General features: G+C 67.7%; 22 protein-coding genes. 13 read left to right on the forward strand and 9 right to left on the reverse strand.

The features are described from left to right. Nucleotides 1–108: 108 nt before the first annotated feature. Nucleotides 109–798 (reverse strand): type 1 glutamine amidotransferase domain-containing protein, encoded by a 690-nt coding sequence (locus ACFXKN_RS25970; RefSeq protein WP_378944215.1) that lies wholly within the window; start codon nt 796–798, stop codon nt 109–111. 50 nt (nt 799–848) lie between these two features. Here ACFXKN_RS25970 and ACFXKN_RS25975 point away from each other — a divergent pair, with 50 nt between their 5' ends. The 3 genes from ACFXKN_RS25975 (at nt 849) to ACFXKN_RS25985 (ending at nt 2,544) form a co-directional block, all read left to right on the forward strand. Then, a complete protein-coding gene (locus ACFXKN_RS25975; RefSeq protein WP_378944219.1) occupies nt 849–1,793 on the forward strand; it encodes a LysR family transcriptional regulator in 945 nt (314 codons plus the stop codon). Nucleotides 1,794–1,870: 77 nt separating this feature from the next. After that, the gene (locus ACFXKN_RS25980; RefSeq protein ID WP_378944223.1) at nt 1,871–2,152 is read left to right on the forward strand and encodes an ArsR/SmtB family transcription factor; all 282 of its coding nucleotides are present in this window, start codon (nt 1,871–1,873) and stop codon (nt 2,150–2,152) included. Further along, nucleotides 2,152–2,544, forward strand: a complete 393-nt coding sequence (locus tag ACFXKN_RS25985) for a VOC family protein (protein ID WP_378946131.1) — start codon at nt 2,152–2,154, stop codon at nt 2,542–2,544. The genes ACFXKN_RS25980 and ACFXKN_RS25985 overlap by 1 nt, the downstream gene beginning before the upstream one ends. Here the strand turns inward: ACFXKN_RS25985 and yaaA are convergent. The 5 genes from yaaA to ehuB form a co-directional block, all read right to left on the reverse strand. Further along, on the reverse strand, nt 2,534–3,280 hold the full coding sequence (gene yaaA / locus ACFXKN_RS25990; RefSeq protein ID WP_378944226.1) for a peroxide stress protein YaaA: 747 nt from the start codon (nt 3,278–3,280) through the stop codon (nt 2,534–2,536). The genes ACFXKN_RS25985 and yaaA overlap by 11 nt on opposite strands. A gap of 115 nt (nt 3,281–3,395) precedes the next feature. Continuing rightward, entirely contained in the window at nt 3,396–4,151 is a 756-nt protein-coding gene (gene ehuA, locus ACFXKN_RS25995; RefSeq protein ID WP_378946135.1) for an ectoine/hydroxyectoine ABC transporter ATP-binding protein EhuA, read from the reverse strand. Nucleotides 4,152–4,158: 7 nt separating this feature from the next. Next, on the reverse strand, nt 4,159–4,806 hold the full coding sequence (gene ehuD, locus ACFXKN_RS26000) for an ectoine/hydroxyectoine ABC transporter permease subunit EhuD (RefSeq protein WP_378944231.1): 648 nt from the start codon (nt 4,804–4,806) through the stop codon (nt 4,159–4,161). After that, a complete protein-coding gene (ehuC, locus tag ACFXKN_RS26005; protein WP_378944235.1) occupies nt 4,803–5,519 on the reverse strand; it encodes an ectoine/hydroxyectoine ABC transporter permease subunit EhuC in 717 nt (238 codons plus the stop codon). The genes ehuD and ehuC overlap by 4 nt, the downstream gene beginning before the upstream one ends. A 7-nt stretch (nt 5,520–5,526) precedes the next feature. Continuing rightward, on the reverse strand, nt 5,527–6,414 hold the full coding sequence (gene ehuB / locus ACFXKN_RS26010) for an ectoine/hydroxyectoine ABC transporter substrate-binding protein EhuB (protein WP_379433994.1): 888 nt from the start codon (nt 6,412–6,414) through the stop codon (nt 5,527–5,529). A gap of 258 nt (nt 6,415–6,672) precedes the next feature. On the opposite strand from ehuB, the gene ACFXKN_RS26015 reads away from it, so the two are divergent. From ACFXKN_RS26015 to ACFXKN_RS26025, 3 genes are all read left to right on the forward strand, one after another. Beyond that, nucleotides 6,673–8,421 carry a proline--tRNA ligase gene (locus ACFXKN_RS26015; protein ID WP_378944243.1) on the forward strand — a complete coding sequence of 583 codons (1,749 nt, stop codon included), beginning with the start codon at nt 6,673–6,675 and terminating at the stop codon, nt 8,419–8,421. A 174-nt stretch (nt 8,422–8,595) separates the two neighbouring features. Beyond that, nucleotides 8,596–9,423 carry a hypothetical protein gene (locus ACFXKN_RS26020; RefSeq protein ID WP_378944248.1) on the forward strand — a complete coding sequence of 276 codons (828 nt, stop codon included), beginning with the start codon at nt 8,596–8,598 and terminating at the stop codon, nt 9,421–9,423. 128 nt (nt 9,424–9,551) lie between these two features. Further along, nucleotides 9,552–11,303, forward strand: a complete 1,752-nt coding sequence (locus ACFXKN_RS26025) for an acyl-CoA dehydrogenase family protein (protein WP_378944254.1) — start codon at nt 9,552–9,554, stop codon at nt 11,301–11,303. A gap of 210 nt (nt 11,304–11,513) precedes the next feature. Here the strand turns inward: ACFXKN_RS26025 and ACFXKN_RS26030 are convergent, their stop codons facing one another. Both ACFXKN_RS26030 and ACFXKN_RS26035 read right to left on the reverse strand, forming a co-directional pair. After that, nucleotides 11,514–11,945 carry a ferritin-like domain-containing protein gene (locus tag ACFXKN_RS26030; RefSeq protein ID WP_378944257.1) on the reverse strand — a complete coding sequence of 144 codons (432 nt, stop codon included), beginning with the start codon at nt 11,943–11,945 and terminating at the stop codon, nt 11,514–11,516. Then, entirely contained in the window at nt 11,942–12,697 is a 756-nt protein-coding gene (locus ACFXKN_RS26035) for a hypothetical protein (protein WP_378944260.1), read from the reverse strand. Before ACFXKN_RS26035 ends, ACFXKN_RS26030 begins: the two co-directional genes overlap by 4 nt. 183 nt (nt 12,698–12,880) lie before the next feature. Here ACFXKN_RS26035 and rimP point away from each other — a divergent pair, with 183 nt between their 5' ends. The 7 genes from rimP (at nt 12,881) to ACFXKN_RS26070 (ending at nt 19,988) form a co-directional block, all read left to right on the forward strand. Next, the gene (gene rimP / locus ACFXKN_RS26040) at nt 12,881–13,510 is read left to right on the forward strand and encodes a ribosome maturation factor RimP (RefSeq protein WP_378944264.1); all 630 of its coding nucleotides are present in this window, start codon (nt 12,881–12,883) and stop codon (nt 13,508–13,510) included. After that, nucleotides 13,507–14,535 carry a transcription termination factor NusA gene (gene nusA, locus ACFXKN_RS26045; protein WP_378944269.1) on the forward strand — a complete coding sequence of 343 codons (1,029 nt, stop codon included), beginning with the start codon at nt 13,507–13,509 and terminating at the stop codon, nt 14,533–14,535. The genes rimP and nusA overlap by 4 nt, the downstream gene beginning before the upstream one ends. 69 nt (nt 14,536–14,604) lie before the next feature. Next, nucleotides 14,605–14,916 (forward strand): YlxR family protein, encoded by a 312-nt coding sequence (locus ACFXKN_RS26050; RefSeq protein WP_378912298.1) that lies wholly within the window; start codon nt 14,605–14,607, stop codon nt 14,914–14,916. A gap of 108 nt (nt 14,917–15,024) precedes the next feature. Further along, nucleotides 15,025–18,060, forward strand: coding sequence for a translation initiation factor IF-2 (gene infB, locus ACFXKN_RS26055; RefSeq protein WP_378944274.1), 3,036 nt, complete (start codon nt 15,025–15,027; stop codon nt 18,058–18,060). Nucleotides 18,061–18,155: 95 nt separating this feature from the next. After that, complete coding sequence (locus ACFXKN_RS26060) at nt 18,156–18,449, forward strand: DUF503 domain-containing protein (protein WP_056811534.1); 294 nt, start codon at nt 18,156–18,158, stop codon at nt 18,447–18,449. A gap of 90 nt (nt 18,450–18,539) precedes the next feature. Then, complete coding sequence (gene rbfA / locus ACFXKN_RS26065; RefSeq protein WP_378912296.1) at nt 18,540–18,986, forward strand: 30S ribosome-binding factor RbfA; 447 nt, start codon at nt 18,540–18,542, stop codon at nt 18,984–18,986. A gap of 3 nt (nt 18,987–18,989) precedes the next feature. Beyond that, a complete protein-coding gene (locus ACFXKN_RS26070) occupies nt 18,990–19,988 on the forward strand; it encodes a bifunctional oligoribonuclease/PAP phosphatase NrnA (RefSeq protein ID WP_378944279.1) in 999 nt (332 codons plus the stop codon). Between the two features lie 76 nt (nt 19,989–20,064). Here the strand turns inward: ACFXKN_RS26070 and ACFXKN_RS26075 are convergent, their stop codons facing one another. After that, on the reverse strand, nt 20,065–21,228 hold the full coding sequence (locus tag ACFXKN_RS26075; RefSeq protein ID WP_378944282.1) for an MFS transporter: 1,164 nt from the start codon (nt 21,226–21,228) through the stop codon (nt 20,065–20,067). Nucleotides 21,229–21,293 lie beyond the last annotated feature (65 nt).

Here is a 21,293-nt window from a genome sequence, read left to right on the forward strand (position 1 = left end):
AATCCGGCGTCGTGACCAGGCGGCAGCGGTCGCGGTCGTCGACGGTGGGGACATCGACAAACCGCGGCCGATCGGTACCGCCCTGACGGGTGCGTGGCCGTCGTGTCGTCAGAGAGCGGTGAGCATCTCGGCGGCCAGTGGGCTCGCGGAAGCGGGGTTCTGGCCGGTGTAGAGATTGCGGTCGACCTCGATGTGCGGGGCCCACGGGTCGCCTTCGCGGTAGTTGACACCGAGCGCGACCAGCCGGTCCTGGAGCAGCCACTTCGCCTTGTCGGCGAAGCCTGCCTGGGTCTCCTCGGCATTGCTGAACGCGGTGAGCCGGTAGCCGGCGAAGGGGGAGCTGCCCGACTCCGCGGTGGCGAGCAGCGCGGCGGGGGCGTGGCAGACGATCCCGAGCGGTTTGCCGGAGGCGAGTGCGTTGTTGAGGAGGGCGCCGGAGACATGGTCGACGGCGAGATCTTGCATCGGGCCGTGGCCACCGGGGTAGAAGACGGCGTCGTAGTCGGCGAGGTCGACCTTGTCGAGGGCGAGCGGACTCCGCAATGCGGTGGCGCCGGAGATGATCTCGGCGACCGCTGCCGCGCCGTCGGCGCCACCGTTGACCTCGGGGGCCAGGCTGGCCTGGTCGATGGCCGCGATCACGCCGTTCGGGGTGGCCACGGTGACGGTGTGGCCCGCCCCGGTGAAGGCCGCATAGGGTGCCGTGAATTCCTCGGCCCAGTAGCCGGTGGGATGTTCGGTGCCGTCGGCCAGTGTCCAATGATCGGCGCCGGTGAGAACGAACAGGATGTGTGCCATGGGAACAACGCTAGGGTCGATGGCATCTCCTGACCAATAGGATTGTCTATATGAGACATAGGTCAGCCGATGGCTCGATGGATCTGGTGCAACTGCGGACCTTCCTGGCCGTCTTCCGCACCGGATCGCTCACCGCGGGCGCGGCCCAGGTGGGGCTGTCCCAGCCGACCGTGACCACGCAGATCCAGGCGCTCGAAAGGCACCTGGGCAGGCCGCTGTTCGAACGCCTGCCCCGCGGGGTGTCGCCGACTGCCGCCGGTCACGAGCTCGCGGCACGGGTGAGCGCCCCACTCGAGGCGCTGGAAGCGGTCGTGAGCGGTGCGGCGACCGACCGTGCGGCGCCGCCCGAGCCGCCGGTGCTGCTCGGCGGACCGGCGGAGATGCTCGCCGCCAAGGTCGTGCCCGCGCTCGCACCATTGGTCGCCGACGGCGTACGGCTCACCGTCAGCACCGGGCTCACCGACGACCTGCTCGCCCGATTGCAGTCGGGCGCACTGGATCTGGTGTTCGCCACCACTCGCCCTCGGGGGCGGACCGTGCTGGCCGAACCGCTCGTCGACGAGGAATTCCTCCTCGTCGCCGCCCCCTCGATAGCCGACCGCATCGACACCGAACGTCTGCGCGCCGACGGCCCGATCGCGCTGGCGGGCATCCCGCTCGTCAGCTACGCCGCCGATCTGCCGATCCTGCGCCGCTACTGGCGCCACGTCTTCGAGACCCGCCTGGAAACCGAACCGGCCCTGATTGTCGGCGACCTCCGCGCGGTACTCGCCGCGGTCGCCGCGGGGGCGGGGATCAGCGTGCTTCCGCACTACCTGTGCGGCCGGGAACTGGCCGACGGAACGCTGGTGACGCTGCTCGATCCCGTCGACCCGCCGATCAACACCGGTTTCCTCGCTCGCCGGGTCGGCGCGCCGTCACGACCACACGTCGACCTGGTTCACGCCCGATTGGTGGACGCGGCACGAGGGTGGCGGGCGGGGTGCGGGGAATGACAGGCAAGCGGCTGCTTGCGCTTGACAGGCAAGTGTGAGCTTGCCTATGGTTCGAGGGAGTGAACGGAGCGTGCCGAGTGACCGATATTTTCACCGCACTGGCGGATTCGACACGACGCGCGCTTCTCGACGAACTGGCCGATCGTGATGGGCAAACCCTGTTCGAACTGTGCGCCCGCCTCGTGAGCAAGCACGACATCAGCTCGTCGCGTCAGGCGATCACCCAGCATCTCGGCGTGCTCGAGGAAGCCGGTCTCGTACACACCCGCCGGCTCGGCCGATACAAGTTCCATCACGCCGATTTCACGCCGCTGCGGGCGGTCTCGGCGCGATGGCCCATCCATCAGGAGGACACATGATCCGCATCGGAGTGACCAGCGTCTTCGTCGACGACCAGGCCAAGGCCGAGGCCTTCTACACCGACGTGCTCGGCTTCCAGGTCAAAGACAAGGTCCCCGTCGGCGAATTCGACTGGCTCACCCTCGTCTCACCGGCCGATGTCGACGGCATCCAGCTCCTGCTCGAGCCCGACCAGCACCCGGCGGCCAAGGCCTACAAAACGGCACTGAGTGCCGAGGGCATCCCCGTCATCGTCTTCACCGTCGACGACCTCGACGCCGAATACCGCCGCCTGCTCGACCGCGGCGTCTTCTTCACCCAGGCCCCCGCTCCCATGGGTCCGGTCAGTACCGCGGTCTTCGACGACACCTGCGGCAACCTCATCCAGCTCATGGCCTCCGTTACTCAGTAATGATCAGAAGTTCGGTGGGGGAGGCGATTTCGGCTCGCAGGCCCGCTTTGGTGGCTACCCGGGCGACGGCGCGGATGTCGGTGGGATCGGCGCGGGTGACGACGAGGGCGCGGGCGAGTAGGCCCTTGTGATGCTTGTTGAAGTGGCTGACGACGGTGCGTGAGCCGTCGGGGTGTTCGGTGAGGACATTGGCGGTGATGGCGTCGGGCACCCGGCCGAGTTGCTGGTAGGTGCCCGAGCGAAGGTCGATGACGAGTTCGCCTGCGGCCTCGCGGTAGAGGGCGTCGGGCAGCACATCGCGCCACACCGCCGAAAGTGTCGGCAACCCTGGGAGTTTGGTGCCGCCGGAGAGGCGGTAAGCGGGGATCGGGTCGGCTGCGCGGACTGCGCCGAACAGGGCCGAACCGATCCCCAAACGTGCGTACGCCTTGGTCCGCTGCACCTTGGTGAACGACTTCGCGTCCAGCGCGTCATAGAGGACACCGGTGTAGCGCTCCAGGGCGGGGCGGGTCGCCGACGTGCGCAGGCTCGCGTTGCGGGCGATCTCCGCATCGGCGCCTTTGCCCAAGCCGAGTACCTCGGCGGAGCAGGCCGGGTCGGCCGCCAGTTGCACCACCTCGGTGATCAGTTTGTCGCGAACCGCACTGAGCTGCGGCATCGCGAGATCGGCGAGGTCGAGCGGCGCGCCCGATCCGCCGTCGGACTTGGTTTCGGAGGGAGGCAGCAGCACCAGCACGATCGACAACGGTAATCGCCGCCGAAACCGCCACTGCGCCCCGCCCCGTCGCGGACCGGGCGGCCACCGTCAGCGGTCTCGTACGGCGCCCACCCGCCTCGATCAGGCGTCGAGCTCAGCGCACCGCTTCCAAGAACTTGCGAGTGCGCTCGTTGGTTGGTGCTTCGAAGATCTGCTCTGGCGGACCCTGCTCGATGATGCGACCGGAGTCGAACATCAGCACCCGGTCCGACACCTCGCGGGCGAAGCGCATCTCGTGGGTGACGATCAGCATGGTGATATCGGTGGTCTCGGCGATCGTGCGCAACACGTCGAGGACGTCACCGACCAGTTCCGGGTCCAAGGCCGACGTCACCTCGTCGAGCAGCATGACCTTCGGGTCCATCGCGCAACACCGCGCGATCGCGACCCGCTGCTGCTGCCCGCCCGACAGCTGCGAAGGATGCGCGTTCGCCTTGTCGGACAGACCGACCACGTCGAGCAGATGCCGAGCACGTTCGCGCGCTTCGTCTTTCGACTTGCCGAGCACGTGGATGGGCGCCTCGGTGATGTTCTCCAACACCGTCATGTTCGGGAACAGGTTGAACTGCTGGAACACCATGCCGATCTTGGTTCGCACCGCGCGCAGATGTTTCTCCTTGGCGGGCACCAGCTTTCCGCCGCGCTCGGTATGGGTGAGCGGTTCACCGTCGACCCAGATCACGCCGTCGCTGATCGTCTCCAGGGTCATCAGCAGCCGCAGGATGGTGGTCTTGCCGGACCCGGACGGCCCGATCAGCGTCACCTTCTCACCGCGCCGGACGCTGAAATCGAGTTCGTCGAGCACGGTGAGCGCGCCGAAGCGTTTGACCACCTGATCGAATCGGATCATCTCGTCATCAGTAGTAGGCAAGTCGCTTCTCCAGTCTTCTGATCAGCACAGACGTCGGGTAGCTGGCAACGAGGAAGAACACCCCGGCCATCGTGATCGACTCCAGGTACGCGAAGTTGCGTGCCCCGAATTGCTGTGCGGCGGTCACCAATTCGACGACCGAGATGGCGAACAGGAACGGTGTGTCCTTGAACATCGAGACGGCGTTGGTGCCGAGCGCGGGCAGGCTCGCCCGGATCGCCTGAGGCAGCACCACCGCACCCCAGGTGCGTATCGGCGGCAACGACAGCGCGCGTGCCGCCTCCCACTGCCCCTTCGGCACCGCCTCGATCCCGGCCCGGTACACCTCGGCCAGGTAACTCGAATAGTGGATGCCCAGCACCACGATGCCGATCTGCAACGCCGAGAACTGCGTGAGCAGCGTGTAGGCGAACAGCAGCTGCACGACCAGCGGGGTGAGGCGGATGAACTCGCTCACCGCGTGCACCGGTGCGGCGATCGGGCGCGGCATCGTGCGCCGGATCATCGCGATCGCCAGCCCGAGCACCGCGGCCAGCGCGAAGCCGAGCACCGTCGCCAGCAGCGTGATCTGGAAGCCGTCCCAGAGCACCGGCAGCGCCTCGCGGGCGCGCTCCCAACTCCATTCCGCGGTCATGGCGCCACCTTCGTGTCATCGGGCGCCAGGCTCAGCACATCCTTGAGCGTGGCCCCGCGACCCAGCTTGGTCTTGGCGCGGGTTTCGAGCAGGTTCATGCCGAGGGTGAGCAGGTAGCCCAGGACGAAGTAGATGACCAAGCCGACACCGAAGGAGAACAGGGTGTCGCTGGTGGTCTTGCGCAGGTCACCGATCTCGTAGGTCAGGTCGTGCAGGGTGATGTAGGACGCCACCGCGGTGCCTTTGAGTAGGTGAACCAGCAGATTGGTCAACGAGGGCAGCATCAGCGCCCACGCTTGCGGGAACAGCACCCTGCGCATCCGCTGCCACGGACTGAAATTCAGCGCGACCGCCGCCTCGAACTGCGCACGCGGCACCGCGTTGAGCGCGCCACGCACCACCTCGGCACCGTAGGCGCCGTAGTTCAGGCCCAGCGCCAGGATGCCGCAGAGGAGTGGTTCGAGTTTGTAGCCGAGCAGCGGGAGCACATAGAACAGCCAGAAGATCTGCACCAGAAGTGACGTGCCGCGGAAGAATTCGATCATGACCCGGGCGCTGCCGCGCGCCGCGAGATTGCGGACGCGGGCGGTGGTGCCGAGGGCGAGGGCGAGGACGAACGCGAGGAGCGCGCCGCCGATGGTCAGCTCCAGCGTGACGGCGATGCCCTTCCACAGTGCGGGAAGGGCATCGCGTACCGCGTCGAAATTGCTCATGCGTGGATCAGATTTCGCCCTTGCACAGCTTGGCCGTCGTGTACTTCGGATCCGGCAGTTCGCGCTCGGTGAACCCGAACTTCCCGACGATCGACAGGTACTTGTCCTTGTCGCTGGTGATCTTGGTCAGCTCGGCGTTGTAGGCGGCGAGCAGGTCGGGATCGGTGGTGCGGAACACAGTGCCACCGGCGCCGACCTGCGGCTTGCCGTCGATGACGGCCACGAACGACGGTGTCACGTCGACCGCGGCGTTGGGGGTGTGGCTCTCGAGCCAGTTCAGCGAGATCGCGGTGAGCGCGAACACGTCGGCGCGCCCGGAGGTGACCGCGTCCATGCCGTCCTGCGGGGTGCCGACCTGGGTGGCGTCGATGCCGAGCGAGCTGGCGTAATCGGATTCGATGGCGCCGGTCATCGCGGCCATCTTCGCGCCGCTCGCCTTGATCGACTGCATATCCGTCAAATTCATCGGATTACCGGGTTTCACCATCAGCGCGGTGGTGTACATGAATTCCGGTTCGCTGAAAGACGCCTGTTCACAGCGTTTCGGCAGGATAGACATGCCGGCGCTGACCGCATCGAATCGATTGGCCTGCAGGCCGGGGATCAGTGCGCCGAACTCGGTCTGTACACCGTCGACGGTCTTGATGCCGAGGTTGGCGAAGATCTCCTTGTGCAGGGCCACGGTCGCACCGGTGAGCTGGCCGCCGTCTTCGAACGAATAGGGCGCCTCACCGGCGAAACCCACGGTGATCGTGCCTTTGTCCTTCAGTGACTGCAGGAGCTGACCGCTCTCGGTGGGCTCGGTCTTGGTACATCCGGCGAGGGCCGCGGCCACCAACGCGGCACCGGCGAACACTGCTGTACAGCGCTTCGACATGGATTTCGTCTCAGCCATTGTGACCTCTCGCAAGGGCAGCGTCACCGCTACCAATTCTCTGTTGTAAGTGCGTAATTGACTTATAGGGAAAACCTAGTCATCTCAGAATTGCCAAGTGCGGTTACGTTATCAGGTTGTTATCTGATGATTGAAATAGATTTGTAATGGGTAACCTGATGCGCGCTCTTTACCGGAACCGGTTTTCGGGGTCTGGCGGAGCGCCCAGGTGGTAATCGGCTGTCGCCCGGCCAGGACCAGGGACTACCCTGTGCATCCGTGATCACCCGCCTCTCCCGCCTGTTCCTGCGCACCCTGCGAGACGATCCCGCCGACGCCGAGGTGCCCAGCCACAAACTGCTCGTTCGCGCCGGCTACGTCCGCCGGGTCGCCCCCGGCGTGTACTCGTGGCTGCCGCTCGGTCTGCGCACGCTGCGCAAGATCGAGGACGTGGTGCGCCAGGAGATGGACGCCACCGGCGCCCAGGAGATCTCGCTGCCCGCGCTGCTGCCACGCGAGCCCTACGAGACCACCAACCGGTGGACCGAGTACGGCCCCGGCCTGTTCCGGCTCAAGGACCGCAAGGGCGGTGACTACCTGCTCGGGCCCACCCACGAGGAGCTGTTCGCGCTCACCGTGAAGGGTGAGTACAACTCCTACAAGGATCTGCCGGTCACCCTGTACCAGATCCAGACCAAGTACCGCGACGAGGAGCGGCCCCGCGCGGGCATCCTGCGCGGGCGCGAGTTCGTGATGAAGGACTCCTACTCCTTCGACATCGACGACAACGGTCTGACCAACAGCTACGCCACCCATCGCAAGGCCTACGAGGCGATCTTCGAGCGGCTCCGGGTCGAGTACGTGATCGTGGCCGCCACCTCCGGTGCCATGGGCGGCAGCGCGTCCGAGGAGTTCCTCGCCGCCAGCCCCGTCGGTGAGGACACCTACGTGCGCTGCGTCGAGTCCGGCTACGCGGCGAACGTGGAAGCCGTGGTCACGCCCGCGCCCGCGTCGCTGCCCATCGAGGGTCAGGCCGCCGCGGTCGAGTACGACACCCCGAACACCCCCACTATCGCGACGCTGGTCGACTGGGCCAACGAGGCGAAGGTCCTCGACCGTACGGTGACCGCCGCCGACACGCTGAAGAACGTGATGGTGAAGCTGCGCCACCCCGACGGCAAGACCGAGATCCTCGGCATCGGCGTCCCCGGTGACCGCGAGGTCGACGACAAGCGTCTCGGCGCCGCCGTCGAGCCCGCCGAGGTGGAACTGCTCACCGAGGCCGACTTCGTCGCCAACCCCTTCCTCGTGAAGGGCTACATCGGCCCGAAGGGGTTGGCCGCCAACGGTGTTCGCTACCTCGTCGACCCCCGCGTCGTCGAGGGCACCGCGTGGATCACCGGCGCCGACGTCTCGGGCAAGCACGTGGTCGGCCTGGTCGCCGGTCGTGACTTCACCCCCGACGGCACCATCGAGGCCGCCGAGGTCCGCGACGGCGATCCCTCGCCCGACGGCGCGGGCCCGCTGGTGTCCGCGCGCGGCATCGAGATCGGCCACATCTTCCAGCTCGGCCGCAAGTACACCGACGCCTTCGACGTCGACGTGCTCGGCGAGAACGGCAAGCCGGTCCGCCTCACCATGGGCTCCTACGGCATCGGCGTCTCCCGCATGGTCGCGGTGATCGCCGAACAGCAGCACGACGAGAAGGGCCTGCGCTGGCCCGCCGAAGTCGCCCCCTTCGACGTGCACGTGGTGATCGCCAACAAGGACGCCGCCGCCCGCGACGGCGCCGAACACGTAGTCGCCGGCCTGGACGCCGAGGGCCTCGAGGTCCTCTTCGACGACCGCACCGCCTCGCCCGGCGTGAAGTTCAAAGACGCCGAACTCCTCGGCATGCCTTGGATTCTCGTCATCGGCCGCGGCTGGGCCGAAGGCAAGGTGGAACTGCGCAACCGCTTCACCGGCGAAGCCGAGGAGATCCCGGCCGAAGATGCCGTCAGCGCGGTAACCGCCAAGATCCGCGGCTGATCTCGTCTCACCGATCGCGCTGTCCCACTTCTTGGGGGGCAGCGCGATTTGCTGTCTCAGGCGCCGATGCCGGCTGAAACTCGCTGGAACCGAATGGGTCTATGGCGCGTCTAATCCAGTAGACGAGGCTGAGCAATAGGGGATGGTGTGGGTAGGTACCGGAGTACGTCTGATTTGCCGCTGCCGGAGGATTGGAAACGCAAGGCATTCGGCGCGTACCGCTATATGGTGCTGCCGTTCGTGTGCGCGCTGGCCTTGTGGCCGATGGTGTTCAGCGCGATCTTGGTGATGGTGACGGAATCGGTGGCGGGCGGATTCTTCCTTCTCGCGCTGATCGGCCCACTGGCCGCCGCGTTGACCTGGTGGGGATTGTCGGAGCTGCCACGATCCGCTCCGGTGGCCGCTGACATTCGTGCCACCGATACGGGTCCCGCACTCGCGTTGCCCGTGGCGCGCCCGTCCTCGGCCGGACGTTTGGTGTGCGTAACGTACGGAGTGGTCGTTCTCGGGGCTGGGTTGTGGCACTTCATCGCATCGTTGAACGACGACTGGTCGATGGGAGCCGCGTACTTATTCATGATCTCCTTGCCCGCATTGGTCGCTCTACTCATCGGCTTCGGCATCTACCAGCCCCCTCGAAAGACCCTCGGCAACGTCGGCATCGTGCTTACGCCGCAGGACATCGCGATCGACTACGGCAAGGGTCCGACCAGCGTTGCCTGGCAGGATGTCACGGCGGTCGGCGCCCAAAGCCGCAAGGAGTCCCGATTGAGCGGCGGCACCAATGTGATCACCCTTGTCATCGGAGATGCCGATACCGGCTACCGAACCATCGATATCGAACACACCGAGCTCGAGACCGACCCGACCCGTCTCTATCACCTGTTCGTCTTCTACGTGCGCAACCCTGGGATGCGAGCGGAGCTCGGGACCGAACTCGGGCTGGATCGCTTCCGGCGCGCCGGATATGTGGGCGAATACCAGACCCCGGCCACGCTGTGATCGCCCCGGCGCTGGGTGTCGTCGAACAGGAGGCCGGGCGGTCCGAACTTACGGCTACGTAGGCGAAAGTGCTGGTAGCGGGTTCGAGGGTCGTCGAGGCGAGTGGGCGGCGCTGATAAGTTAACGGCATGACGAGTTCGCCCAGCCTGCTGTTCAACCCGGCCACCTACGACCCGCAGCATTTCGATGCCGAGACGCGGCGGCTGCTGCGCGCCACCATCGAGTGGTTCGAGTCCAAGGGCAAGGCGCAGCTGCTGGTCGAGGATCGCGACGCCGTGTGGACCTCGGAGTTCCTCGAGTTCGTCGGCAAGGAGAAGCTGTTCGCGACCTTCCTGACCCCGGCCGCCTACGCCGACGGCGACCCGAACAAGCGCTGGGACGCGGCGCGTAACGCGGCCCTGGCGGAGATCTTCGGCTTTTACGGACTTGCGTATTGGTACGCGGAACAAGTCACGATTCTGGGCCTCGGCCCGATCTGGCAGAGCGACAACGAGATCGCCAAGCGCAAGGCCGCCGCCGATCTCGACGACGGTCAGGTGATGGCGTTCGCGTTGTCCGAGCGCGACCACGGCGCCGACATCTACAACACCGACCTGATCCTCACCCCGAGCGAGCCGGGCAGTGCCGACGCCGAGGCGGGCATCCTGTTCCGGGCGAGCGGCGAGAAGTACTACATCGGCAACGGCAATGTCGCCTCGATGGTGTCGGTGTTCTCCCGGCGCGGTGATGTCGAGGGCCCCGAAGGCTACGTCTGGTTCGCCGCCGACAGCCGCCACGACAACTACCACCTGATCGAGAGCGTCATCCACGGTCAGATGTATGTCAGCCACTTCCGGCTGGAGAACTACCCGGTGACCGCCGCCGACGTGCTCCACGAAGGGCCCGAAGCCTTCTCGGCCGCGCTCAACACCGTCAATGTCGGCAAGTTCAACCTCTGCCACGGCGGCATCGGCATGGTCGAGCACTCGTTCTTCGAAGCCATCACCCACGCCAACAACCGCATCCTCTACGGCAACCCGGTCACCGACTTCGCTCATGTGCGGGGCAATTTCGTCGACGCCTATTCGCGGCTGATCGCGATGAAGCTGTTCAGCGACCGCGCCGTCGACTACTTCCGCAGCGCCTCGCTCGAGGACCGCCGCTACCTGCTGTTCAACCCGATGACCAAGTCCAAGGTCACCTCCGAGGCCGAGGTCGCGATGACCCTGCTACTGGATGTGCTGGCGGCCAAGGGTTTCGAGAAGGCCACCTACTTCGCGCAGGCCTCGCGCTACATCAACCACCTGCCGCGCCTCGAGGGCACCGTGCACGTGAACGTGGGCCAGATCCTGAAGTTCATGCCGAACTACCTGCTCAACCCGAAGGAATACCCGGCGATCGGCACCAACCTCGAAGCAGGCGACCAGCCGTTCTTCTGGCAGCAGGGTCCGGCACGCGGAGCGGGCAAGGTGCAGTTCGCCGACTGGACCCCCGCCTACGAGCAGGCAGCCGAGGTCCCGAATGTCGGCCGGTTCTACGAGCAGGCCCAAGCGCTGCGCAACCTGCTGCTCACCGCGGCCCCCGACGCGGCCCAGCAGAAGGACCTGGACTTCATGCTGACCATCGGCCACCTGTTCTCCACGGTGGTCTACGGCCAGCTGATCCTCGAGCAGGCCGAGCTCACCGGGCTCGACCGCGATGTGCTCGACCAGATCTTCGACTTCCAGATCCGTGACTTCAACACCCACGCCACGGCGGTGCTCGGCAAGCCGTCGGTCACCGAGGCTCAGCGTGCATGGGCGATCGCTGCCCTGCGCAGCCCGGTCGCCGACGCCGAGCGCTTCGACCGGGTGTGGCAGCAGGTAGCGGCCTACGACGGCGCGTACGCGATGCGCCCGTAGTCGGGCCCTCGGTTCCGGGTGGGTCGCTGAGCTACCCGGAACCGTGTCCGAACCCCGCCGAGGAGCAATGCTGAACTGGTCGGCACGGTCGTCATCGGTGGATCGGTTCGGCCGGATATCGGCTCGCTATGAGCCGACCATCGACCGGATCGCCCATGGGTCGAGTCGTCTGTGCAGGGCCCGGAATCGCCACAAATGTCGGCTCGTTGCCTACGCCCGCCCCGGGAAGGTGACGGTGACCGGGACCGATCCCAGAATCGTCTGCCAGCGGGCGCGGCGGACGGCGGCCTCGGTGAGTGCCTCCGTCGCGGTGGCGCGGACCGATTCGTCGGTCGCGTTCTCGACGACCGCGTACCACGCTGCGGCACAATCGGATTCGACGCTCACCGCCAGATGAGCGGCCGGGATCGGGTCGTCGACCGGCGCGGGCGGGGTGTAGGCGGCGCCGGGGGCGTTCGGTGCTGTGCCCTCTGCTTCGAGCAGCTCGACCGTGGCGTCACGGCGTGCTCGATGCGCGGCGCTGAACTCGGCGACCAGGCGGGATCGGTCGGCGTTGGCGTACGCGGCGATCAGGCCGTAGGAGTAGACGGCGGCGTACTCGGCATCGAGCGCGTTCTGCAGGGACTTGCGCTGTTCGGTCATGTCAGCAGGACTCCTGCCTGGGTGGCGCAGGCCGCACTGATCGACGCGAGAAGTCCGGCGCGATAACCGGATTCGGTGCGGGCCAGGGCGGCGGCGGATTGTTGGGAGCGGACCAGCTGATCACGCAACTGCGCGACGGTAGTCGGCTGCGCGGCCGCGGTCTCGACTTCGGCGGCGGGCACCGGGGAACCATCGGGGCCGGGCACGGTCACTGTGCCCGTGCGATGTACGGGGGTGGTGCCGTCGCCGTAAACGCCGATCACCCGGTCGATTTCGGTGCGAAGCGCGTCGGCATGGGCAGTGCGCTCGGTGGCGATCGTGCTCAGCGCGGCGTTCGACTGCGGTGCCAGCGCGATCGCGGCCGTCGCGGCGGCGGCATCGGCTCGGGCCAGAACCTCTTGCGCGGCAAGAGAATCCGGCGCGTGCACGGTATCGTCCGCAGCGCAGGCGGCTAGCGCGGCCACTGCGGGAATGCCGATCGCGCTCGCGCCGACGAGTCGCAGCAGTGTGCGGCGGCGCCACATCGACCGTGTGTCGGCCGGAGCGGGCACCGACGGTGAAAGCCGCTGCACCGGTGTGGGATGCGGCACTATGGCGGCTGGGCGCGGCGGGGTCGCGCCGGTGGGAGTCGGCGTCGACCCGGCGAGGTGCGCGGTGGCAGGCTCGACCCGTAACTGATGGGGTTCGTGCCGGTCGGAGCGCATGCCGGAAGGTCGCCCGGCTCTCGGCGGGACGGTATGGCGGTGGGGCACGTGCACCATCGTGCCAGATCGCGCGCGGGTAGTTCGCGCGCGCGGCGACACGCCTCGGGCACGCCGAGTCGGACCGGTGCGTGGTGCTCAGCGCCTGGTCCTTTACACTCTCTGAGCGCGTTACGCTAGACCTTCGGCGTAGATATTTCCGATCGCGTCACAACTGAACCAGGAGCCGCCCATATGCCGATGCCCACCGAGGAAAGGGTGAGCCAGCTTGTCGCTGAGCTCGTCGCACGCCGGGGGTTCGACCTCGAGGGCGTCGCGATCGTGGCTGCGGGCAACGGCGAGTTGGCTCCGGTTCGGGTGAAGGTCACCGTCGACAGCGACGGCCCCGCGAACCTGGACGCCATCGCCGCGATCAGCCGTGAGATGTCCGAACTTCTCGATGCCGCAGGCGATTTCGGCGAATCCGCCTATCTGCTCGAAGTGACGACGCCCGGCGTGGAGCGCCCGCTCAGCACCGAACGGCACTGGCGGCGCGCACAGGGCCGCAAGGTCCGCGTCAAGCTGGCCGACGGTGCCGAGCGGATCGAGGGCAAGGCCCGTTTCGACGCGCGCGTCGGCCCACTCGCCGACGACGCGACCATCGCACTCGTCATCGGCGGCAAGGCGAAGCCGCATCGCGTTCATGTGCGGTTGGCCGATATCGCCGAGGCTGTCGTCCAGGTCGAATTCAACGCACCGGGCGCCGCCGAACTCGAACTCGCCGGCGGCATCGCGCCGGGCCGCCCGGTACCGGGCGAAGAGCCCGCCGACCTGGCCGCGCCAGGACAACACCTTGACACTCCCACCGAAGGGGTTGCGGAATGAATATTGAAATCGAAGCCTTGCGGGCGATTGTCGCCGACAAAGGCATCTCGATCGAGACCGTGATCTCGGCGATCGAGTCGGCGCTGCTCACCGCCTACCGGCACACCGACGGCCACGAGGCCAACGCACGCATCGACATCAACCAGAAGACCGGTGTGGTGCGGGTGATGGCGCGTGAACTCGACGCCGACGGCAACCTCGTCTCCGAATGGGACGACACCCCTGAGGGTTTCGGCCGCATCGCCGCGACCACCGCCCGCCAGGTGGTGCTGCAGCGGCTGCGTGACGCCGAGAACGAGAAGTCCTTCGGTGATTTCGCCACCCATGAGGGCGAGATCGTCGGCGGTGTGGTCCAGCGCGACGCCAGGGCGAATGCTCGCGGCATCGTGGTGGTTCGCATCGGCAGCGAGGCCAACGGGGCCGAGGGTCTGATCCCGCCCGCCGAACAGGTGCCGGGGGAGACCTACGAGCACGGCGACCGGATCAAGTGCTACGTCTACGGCGTCTCGCGTGGCCAGCGTGGCCCGCAGATCCAGCTCTCGCGCACGCACCCGAACCTGGTGCGGCGGCTGTTCTCGCTCGAGGTGCCCGAGATCGCCGACGGCTCCGTCGAGATCGTCGCGGTGGCCCGCGAGTCGGGACACCGTTCCAAGATCGCCGTGCAGTCCACCGTGCCCGGCGTGAACGCCAAGGGCGCGTGCATCGGCCCGATGGGCCAGCGCGTGCGCAACGTGATGAGCGAACTGGCGGGCGAGAAGATCGATATCATCGACTACGCCGAGGATCCGGCGACCTTCGTCGGCAATGCGCTCTCGCCGTCGAAAGTGGTATCGGTCACGGTCGTCGATCCCGACGCCAGGGCGGCCCGCGTGATCGTGCCGGACTTCCAGCTGTCCCTCGCCATCGGCAAGGAGGGGCAGAATGCCCGCTTGGCTGCCCGTCTGACCGGCTGGCGCATCGATATCCGCAGCGACGCGGCTCCGCAACCGGACGACTCCACCCGGCCGGAAGCGCACCGTAGTTGATCCAGGCACATCGAATCCCTGCCTGCGGATGACATGTTGGTAACTTCCGGAGGGGAGGGGTTCGTCGTTATGACCGGGTCACCGGTAGAGTGGGTACAGGACCGGCCCGCGCAATCCGTTCGCACCTGTATCGGATGCCGTCAGCGTGAGCCATCTGCCGACCTGTTGCGGATCGTTGCGCAGCATCGGAACACCGATGTCGCGATTGTTCCCGATCCGCGGCGCAGACTTCCCGGACGGGGTGCCTGGCTGCACCCCGTTTCAGCTTGTTTGCGTTCCGCAGAGCGGCGCCGAGCATTCGGCAGAGCCCTACGAGTGTCCGGAAATCTGGATATCTCAGCCCTGGAGCAGTACCTCGAGAACAGGCACGAGCACTCATGAGCACACCGTGAAGCACCAACGATGAACGTCCGTCGGAGATAACCCGAGGTCGTGCGGGCCCGCCTTACCTAGGCGGCGTCACTGCTCGGCCTCTCAGTGAGGAGAGCAGTGGCAGGCAAGGCCCGCGTGCACGAGTTGGCTAAAGAGCTCGGTGTCACAAGCAAGGAACTACTCGCGAAGCTCAAGGAGCAAGGCGAGTTCGTGAAGTCGGCGTCCTCGACGGTGGAAGCACCCGTCGCACGTCGTCTCCGTGAATCTCTGGCGTCGAAGTCCGCTCCGGCGGCCGATGCCAAGTCGGCGGCCCGTCCCGGCCCGTCGGCGGCAGCGGCAGCAGCCCGTCCGGCTGGTGCCAAGCCCACCCCCGGTGGCCCCCGCCCCGGTCCGCGCCCGGCTCCGGCCGCTCCCGCCCCGGCAGCTCCTGCCGCGCCGGTTGCGCCCAAGGTCGAGACCGCTCCGGTCGAGGCGAAGCCCGCACCCGCGGCACCCGCGAGCCCCGCTCCGGCCGCCGCGCAGTCGGCTCCGGCCGCCAAGCCCGCAGGCGCCCCGGCGCCCGGCCCGCGTCCGGCTCCCGCCGCGCCGCGTCCGGCACAGGCGCCCGCAGCGCAGACCCGTCCGGGTCAGGCCACTCCCGGTGCGGCCGCTCCCGGTCCGCGTCCGGCCGGTCCCGGCCCGAAGCCGGGGCCCAAGGCTCCGCGCGTCGGCAACAACCCGTTCAGCTCGGCCCCCGATCGTGAGCGTCCCGCGCCGCGTCCGGCCGGTCAGGGTCAGGGTCAGGGTGGCGCTCGTCCGACTCCGGGTCAGGGCGGTCCCCGTCCGACTCCGGGTCAGGGCGGTCCCCGTCCGGCTCCCGGCCAGGGTGGTCCCCGCCCGCAGGGTGGTCAGGGCCAGCGCCCGGCCGCCGCGCAGGGCGGTGCCCCGCGTCCCGGTGGTCCCCGTCCCAACCCGGGTTCGATGCCTCCGCGTCCGAACCCCGGTGCCATGCCGGCACGTTCGGCACGTCCTGCCCCCGGTGGCGGCGCGGGTCGTCCCGGTGGCGGCGGTCGTCCCGGTGGCGCTCCCGGTGGTGGCGGCGCAGGCCGTCCCGGTGGTGGCGGCGGTGGCGGTTACCGCGGTGGCGGTGGCGGTGCTCCCGGTGCTCCCGGTGCCGGTGCTCCCGCGGCCGGTGGTTTCCGTGGTCGTCCCGGTGGCGGCGGCGGTCGTCCCGGTGGCCCCGGTGGCCGTGGTGGCGCGGCAGGCGCGTTCGGTCGTCCCGGCGGCGCTGTCCGTCGTGGTCGCAAGTCGAAGCGGGCCAAGCGCGCCGAGTACGAGAACATGCAGGCTCCCGCCGTCGGTGGCGTGCGGCTGCCCCGCGGCAACGGTGAGGTCATCCGCCTCGCTCGCGGCGCGTCGCTGTCGGACTTCGCCGAGAAGATCGACGCGAACCCCGCTGCTCTCGTGCAGGCACTGTTCAACCTCGGCGAGATGGTCACCGCGACCCAGTCGGTGAACGACGAGACCCTCGAGCTGCTCGGCGGCGAGATGAACTACGTCGTCCACGTGGTCAGCCCCGAGGACGAAGATCGCGAACTGCTGCAGTCGTTCGACCTCACCTACGGCGAAGACGCCGGCGGCGAGGACGACCTCGAGCACCGTCCGCCGGTCGTGACCGTCATGGGTCACGTCGACCACGGTAAGACCCGACTGCTCGACACGATCCGTAAGGCCAACGTCGCTGAGGGCGAGGCCGGTGGCATCACCCAGCACATCGGTGCCTACCAGGTGCTCACCAACCTCAACGAGGAAGAGCGCCTGATCACCTTCATCGACACCCCGGGTCACGAGGCGTTCACCGCCATGCGTGCTCGTGGTGCGAAGGCCACCGATATCGCGATCCTCGTGGTCGCGGCCGACGACGGCGTCATGCCGCAGACGGTGGAGGCGATCAACCACGCGCAGGCCGCGGATGTGCCGATCGTTGTCGCGATCAACAAGATCGATAAAGAGGGTGCGAACCCGGACAAGATCAAGCAGCAGCTCACCGAGTACGGCCTGGTCACCGAGGAGTACGGCGGCGACACCATGTTCGTCAACATCTCGGCCAAGCAGGGCACCAACATCGATCAGCTGCTCGAAGCCGTGCTGCTGACCGCGGATGCCTCGCTCGACCTGCGGGCCAACCCGGACATGGACGCCCAGGGTGTCGCCATCGAGGCGCACCTCGACCGCGGCCGTGGCCCCGTGGCCACCGTGCTCATCCAGCGCGGCACGCTGCACGTCGGTGACTCGATCGTGGCGGGCGACGCCTACGGTCGCGTCCGTCGCATGGTCGACGAGCACGGCGAGGACGTCCACGCGGCGACCCCGTCGCGCCCGGTCCAGGTCATCGGTTTCACCTCGGTGCCCGGCGCGGGCGACAACCTGATCGTGGTCGAGGAAGACCGCATCGCCCGTCAGATCGCCGATCGCCGCAATGCGCGCAAGCGCAACGCGCTGGCCGCTCGCAGCCGCAAGCGGATCAGCCTGGAAGATCTGGATGCCGCCCTGAAGGAGACTTCGGAGCTCAACCTGATCCTCAAGGGCGACAACTCCGGTACCGTCGAGGCCCTCGAAGAGGCGCTGCTCGGCATCCAGATCGACGACGAGGTGCGTCTGCGCGTCATCGACCGCGGTGTCGGTGGCGTCACCGAGACCAACGTCAACCTGGCGTCGGCCTCGAACGCGATCATCATCGGCTTCAACGTCCGCGCGGAGGGCAAGGCCACTGAGCTGGCCAACCGCGAAGGCGTCGACATCCGGTACTACTCGGTGATCTACCAGGCGATCGACGAGATCGAGAAGGCCCTCAAGGGCATGCTCAAGCCGATCTACGAAGAGGTCGAGCTGGGCCGGGCGGAGATCCGCGCGATCTTCCGTTCGTCCAAGATCGGCAACATCGCCGGTTGCATGGTCACCTCGGGCTCGGTCAAGCGCAACGCCAAGGCGCGCCTGATCCGTGACGGTCGAGTGATCGCGGAGACGATGACCATCTCCTCGCTCAAGCGGGAGAAGGACGACGCTCCTGAGGTTCGCGAAGGTTTCGAGTGCGGTATGACCGTCACCTACAACGACATCAAGGACGGCGACATCATCGAGGCCTACGAGCTTCGTGAAAAGCCGCGCGACTGATCAAACGCAATACCGTTCGACCCACGCCGCATCCGATTCTTCGGGTGCGGCGTGGGGTCTTGCGGGATCCCCCATCTACCAGGAGGTGAGCACCGCTGTTCATCGGTGCGCTCGAATTCGATCTACTGCTCGGTGACGTGCATTCGCTCAAGGAGAAGCGGTCGGTGATCCGGCCGATCCTCGCCGAGCTCCAGAAGCGCTTCGGCGTGAATGCGGCCGAAGCCGGCGATCAGGACCTGCACCGCCGGGCATTGCTCGGTGTGGCCATGGTCAGTGCGGAAACGGGACACCTCAACGAGGTGCTCGACAAGTGTGAGCGGCACGTTGCCGCGCGTCCGGAGATAGAGTTGCTGGCAGTACGCCGCCGGATCTTCGGACCCGAAGACTAGAGGCTGCGGCACGGGTGTCAAGGCCCGGAGGCGGGAGCCTGCGTAACCACGCAGGGCCTCACCCGTGCCGCCGAAGAGAGGAGCACTCCCATGGTGGATCAAGCCAGGGCACGCCGACTCGCCAAGCGGATTTCCGCGATCGTGGCTACCGCGATCGAATACGAGATCAAGGATCCGCGATTGCGGTTCGTCACCGTCACCGATGCCAAGGTGACCGGCGATCTGCGCGAGGCGAACGTGTACTACACGGTGATGGGCGAGACCATCGATGCCGAACCCGACTACGTCGAAGCCGCCGCCGGACTGGACGCGGCCAAGGGTGTGTTGCGGTCCAAGGTGGGCGCGGGTACCGGAGTGAAGTTCACCCCGATCCTGTCTTTCACTCTCGACAAGGTGCCCGAGGTGGCCCGCGAGATGGAAGAGTTGCTCGCCAGGGCGCGCGCCATCGACGACGAGGTGGCCAAGGTCGCCGCCAATGCCAAGCACGCGGGCGAGGCCGACCCGTACAAGGCCGATCGCGACGACGAAGACGAGTAGGCGGTGACCAGCGTCCGCGACGGGACCGAACTGGGCGCGGCCGTCGCCGCATTGGCGGCGGCGCGGTCGGTGACGATCCTGTGCCACGTGCAGCCCGATGCCGACACCGTCGGTAGCGGGCTCGCGCTGGCGTTGGCGCTGCACCGGCGCGACGTACCGGTGTGCGTGTCCTTCGCCGAGCCCGCTGAGCTGCCCGCCTCGCTGCGGACCCTGCCCGGTGTGCGGTTGATCGTGCCACCGGCGCAGGTGCCGCACGAAGTCGACCTGTTGATCGTCGTCGACTGCGGCGCGCGCAACCGTCTCGGTGCTCTCGCGGACCGATTACCCGGTGCGACAATGACATTGGTGATCGATCACCATCGCGCCAACGACGGCTTCGGCACCGTCGACCTGATCGACGAATTCGCGGCCTCGACGACCGAACTGGTGACCCGGCTGCTCGACGCCTGGGGCGCGGAGATCGACGCCGACATCGCGCACTGCCTGTTCGCGGGTCTGGTCACCGACACCGGCTCGTTCCGCTGGGCCCGCCCCGGTAGCCACGCTATGGCTGAGCGTCTGCTCGCCACCGGCATCGACGGCACCGAGATCACCCGTGTCCTGCTCGACACCCACCCCTACGCCTGGCTCCCGATGCTGTCGACGGTGCTGTCCACCGCCGTGGTCGTGCCATCCGCCGGCGGTGTCGGCCTGGTCTACGCGCTGGTCCGCGCCGCCGACACCCACGATGTGGGTCCCGAAGAGGTCGAAAGCGTCATCGACGTCATCCGCACCACCGCCGAAGCGGGCATCGCCGCGGTGTTCAAGGAAGCCCGCGGCCACAACGACCGCTGGACCGTCTCACTGCGCTCCCGCGATTCCGCCCCCGGCCGCACCGACGGCGTCGACGTCGCCGCGGTCGCCAGCGGTTTCGGCGGCGGCGGCCACCGCTTCGCCGCCGGCTACACCACCTACGGAAACGCCGATGATGTTGTGCGCGCACTGATTACCGCACTCGGCTGACCTCTCGATCGCGGTGATCGCCGCGTGGTGGTGTCACCAGATCGGGGCAGTTGCGCTCGGTGTCGTTCGGTGGTGTTCAGACCGCCGCGGCGCTGTCGCGGCGGAGGCGGAGAGCAAGGGGGACGCCGAGGATTGTTGTGGTGGCGCAGAGGGTGAAGGCTAGGGATGGGGTGTCTACCAGGAGGCCGGTCAGGCCTGCCACGACGAGGCCGCCGAGGTTGCCGGTCATCCAGATGAGGCCCGCGGCGGTGCCTTCGGCGGCGCCGGTGTGGCGTTCGGCCATGGCCAGGACGATCGGGAGGGCGGGGAGCAGCGTCATGCCGATGAGGGCGAAGGCCACGAATCCTGTCGCCAGGCCGGGGGCGAGGGCGACGAGCAGGCAGGCGGCGGCGCTGGCGGTGAGGCCGACCAGCACGGCGGGAAGTTCGACGCCGCGGCGCAGGACCGCGACCGGTACCACCGCGCAGCCGACCACACCGGCGAGCACGTTCACCAGCAGCACGATGCTCGCCGCGTCGGCGCTGACACCGGACGGTTCCAGCAACGCCTGGCCGAAGGTCGCCAGCGCGACGAACGTGCCGAAGGGGAAGAACACGGCGACGCAGAGACGCCGCACATACCGGTCGCCGATGGTCGCCCGGAGCGCGCTGAGCGAGGTCGAGGTGCTCGCCGCGGGCCCGGTACCCGCGCGCATCAACTCGACGGTCAGTGCGATCGCGGCCAGGGCGGCGAAGATCGTGCCGACCGCGGTGAGCGTGGTGAGCTGGCTTTCGGCGGGGAGCGCGGCACCGAGCACGAACGCCGCCGCCATTCCGGCGAAAGTGCTCGCGGTGCCGACCGCGATGCCGGTCGGCCGATCCTTCTCGTCGAGATAGTGCCCGGCGATTCCGGTGATCGCGTTGAGCACCAGCGGTTGCGCGATCGCGACGACGGTCTGACCGATGAGCACGATCGCGAAACCGCCGTCGAGCAGGCGCAGCGCCGCGCCGATGGCGGTGAGTACCGCTCCGGCGATCAAGCTGGGCCGGAACCAGCGATCCAGTGCGATCCCCGCGGGAACGGCCAGCACGACGTAGAGCAGCGGGAACATGTTCGCCAGCCACCCGACCGCGGACTCGGAGACGCCGAAGTGCTCCGCCGCCACGGTCGTCACCGGCGCATAGGTGAGCCACACCAGCTGGGTCGCCGCGCCGACCAGGGCGAACGCCGTGATCACCCGCCATCGCTGCACAAACACCATGGTCGATCCTGAGTTGTTCGGGCGAACCGGGTGTCCGCGGCGTGATGTCGTCCACCCGAGCTGGG

It is taken from the genome of Nocardia sp. NPDC059195 (assembly GCF_042754695.1).
GTDB lineage: Bacteria > Actinomycetota > Actinomycetes > Mycobacteriales > Mycobacteriaceae > Nocardia.

Coding starts and splice junctions, on each gene's coding strand:
- ACFXKN_RS25970 (WP_378944215.1), bottom strand. CDS start 798: ATGGCACACATCCTGTTCGTTCTCACCGGCGCCGATCATTGGACACTG.
- ACFXKN_RS25975 (WP_378944219.1), top strand. CDS start 849: ATGAGACATAGGTCAGCCGATGGCTCGATGGATCTGGTGCAACTGCGG.
- ehuA (WP_378946135.1), bottom strand. CDS start 4,151: ATGATCCGATTCGATCAGGTGGTCAAACGCTTCGGCGCGCTCACCGTG.
- ehuD (WP_378944231.1), bottom strand. CDS start 4,806: ATGACCGCGGAATGGAGTTGGGAGCGCGCCCGCGAGGCGCTGCCGGTG.
- ehuC (WP_378944235.1), bottom strand. CDS start 5,519: ATGAGCAATTTCGACGCGGTACGCGATGCCCTTCCCGCACTGTGGAAG.
- ehuB (WP_379433994.1), bottom strand. CDS start 6,414: ATGGCTGAGACGAAATCCATGTCGAAGCGCTGTACAGCAGTGTTCGCC.
- ACFXKN_RS26025 (WP_378944254.1), top strand. CDS start 9,552: ATGACGAGTTCGCCCAGCCTGCTGTTCAACCCGGCCACCTACGACCCG.
- ACFXKN_RS26030 (WP_378944257.1), bottom strand. CDS start 11,945: ATGACCGAACAGCGCAAGTCCCTGCAGAACGCGCTCGATGCCGAGTAC.
- rimP (WP_378944264.1), top strand. CDS start 12,881: ATGCCGATGCCCACCGAGGAAAGGGTGAGCCAGCTTGTCGCTGAGCTC.
- nusA (WP_378944269.1), top strand. CDS start 13,507: ATGAATATTGAAATCGAAGCCTTGCGGGCGATTGTCGCCGACAAAGGC.
- ACFXKN_RS26050 (WP_378912298.1), top strand. CDS start 14,605: ATGACCGGGTCACCGGTAGAGTGGGTACAGGACCGGCCCGCGCAATCC.
- rbfA (WP_378912296.1), top strand. CDS start 18,540: ATGGTGGATCAAGCCAGGGCACGCCGACTCGCCAAGCGGATTTCCGCG.
- ACFXKN_RS26075 (WP_378944282.1), bottom strand. CDS start 21,228: ATGGTGTTTGTGCAGCGATGGCGGGTGATCACGGCGTTCGCCCTGGTC.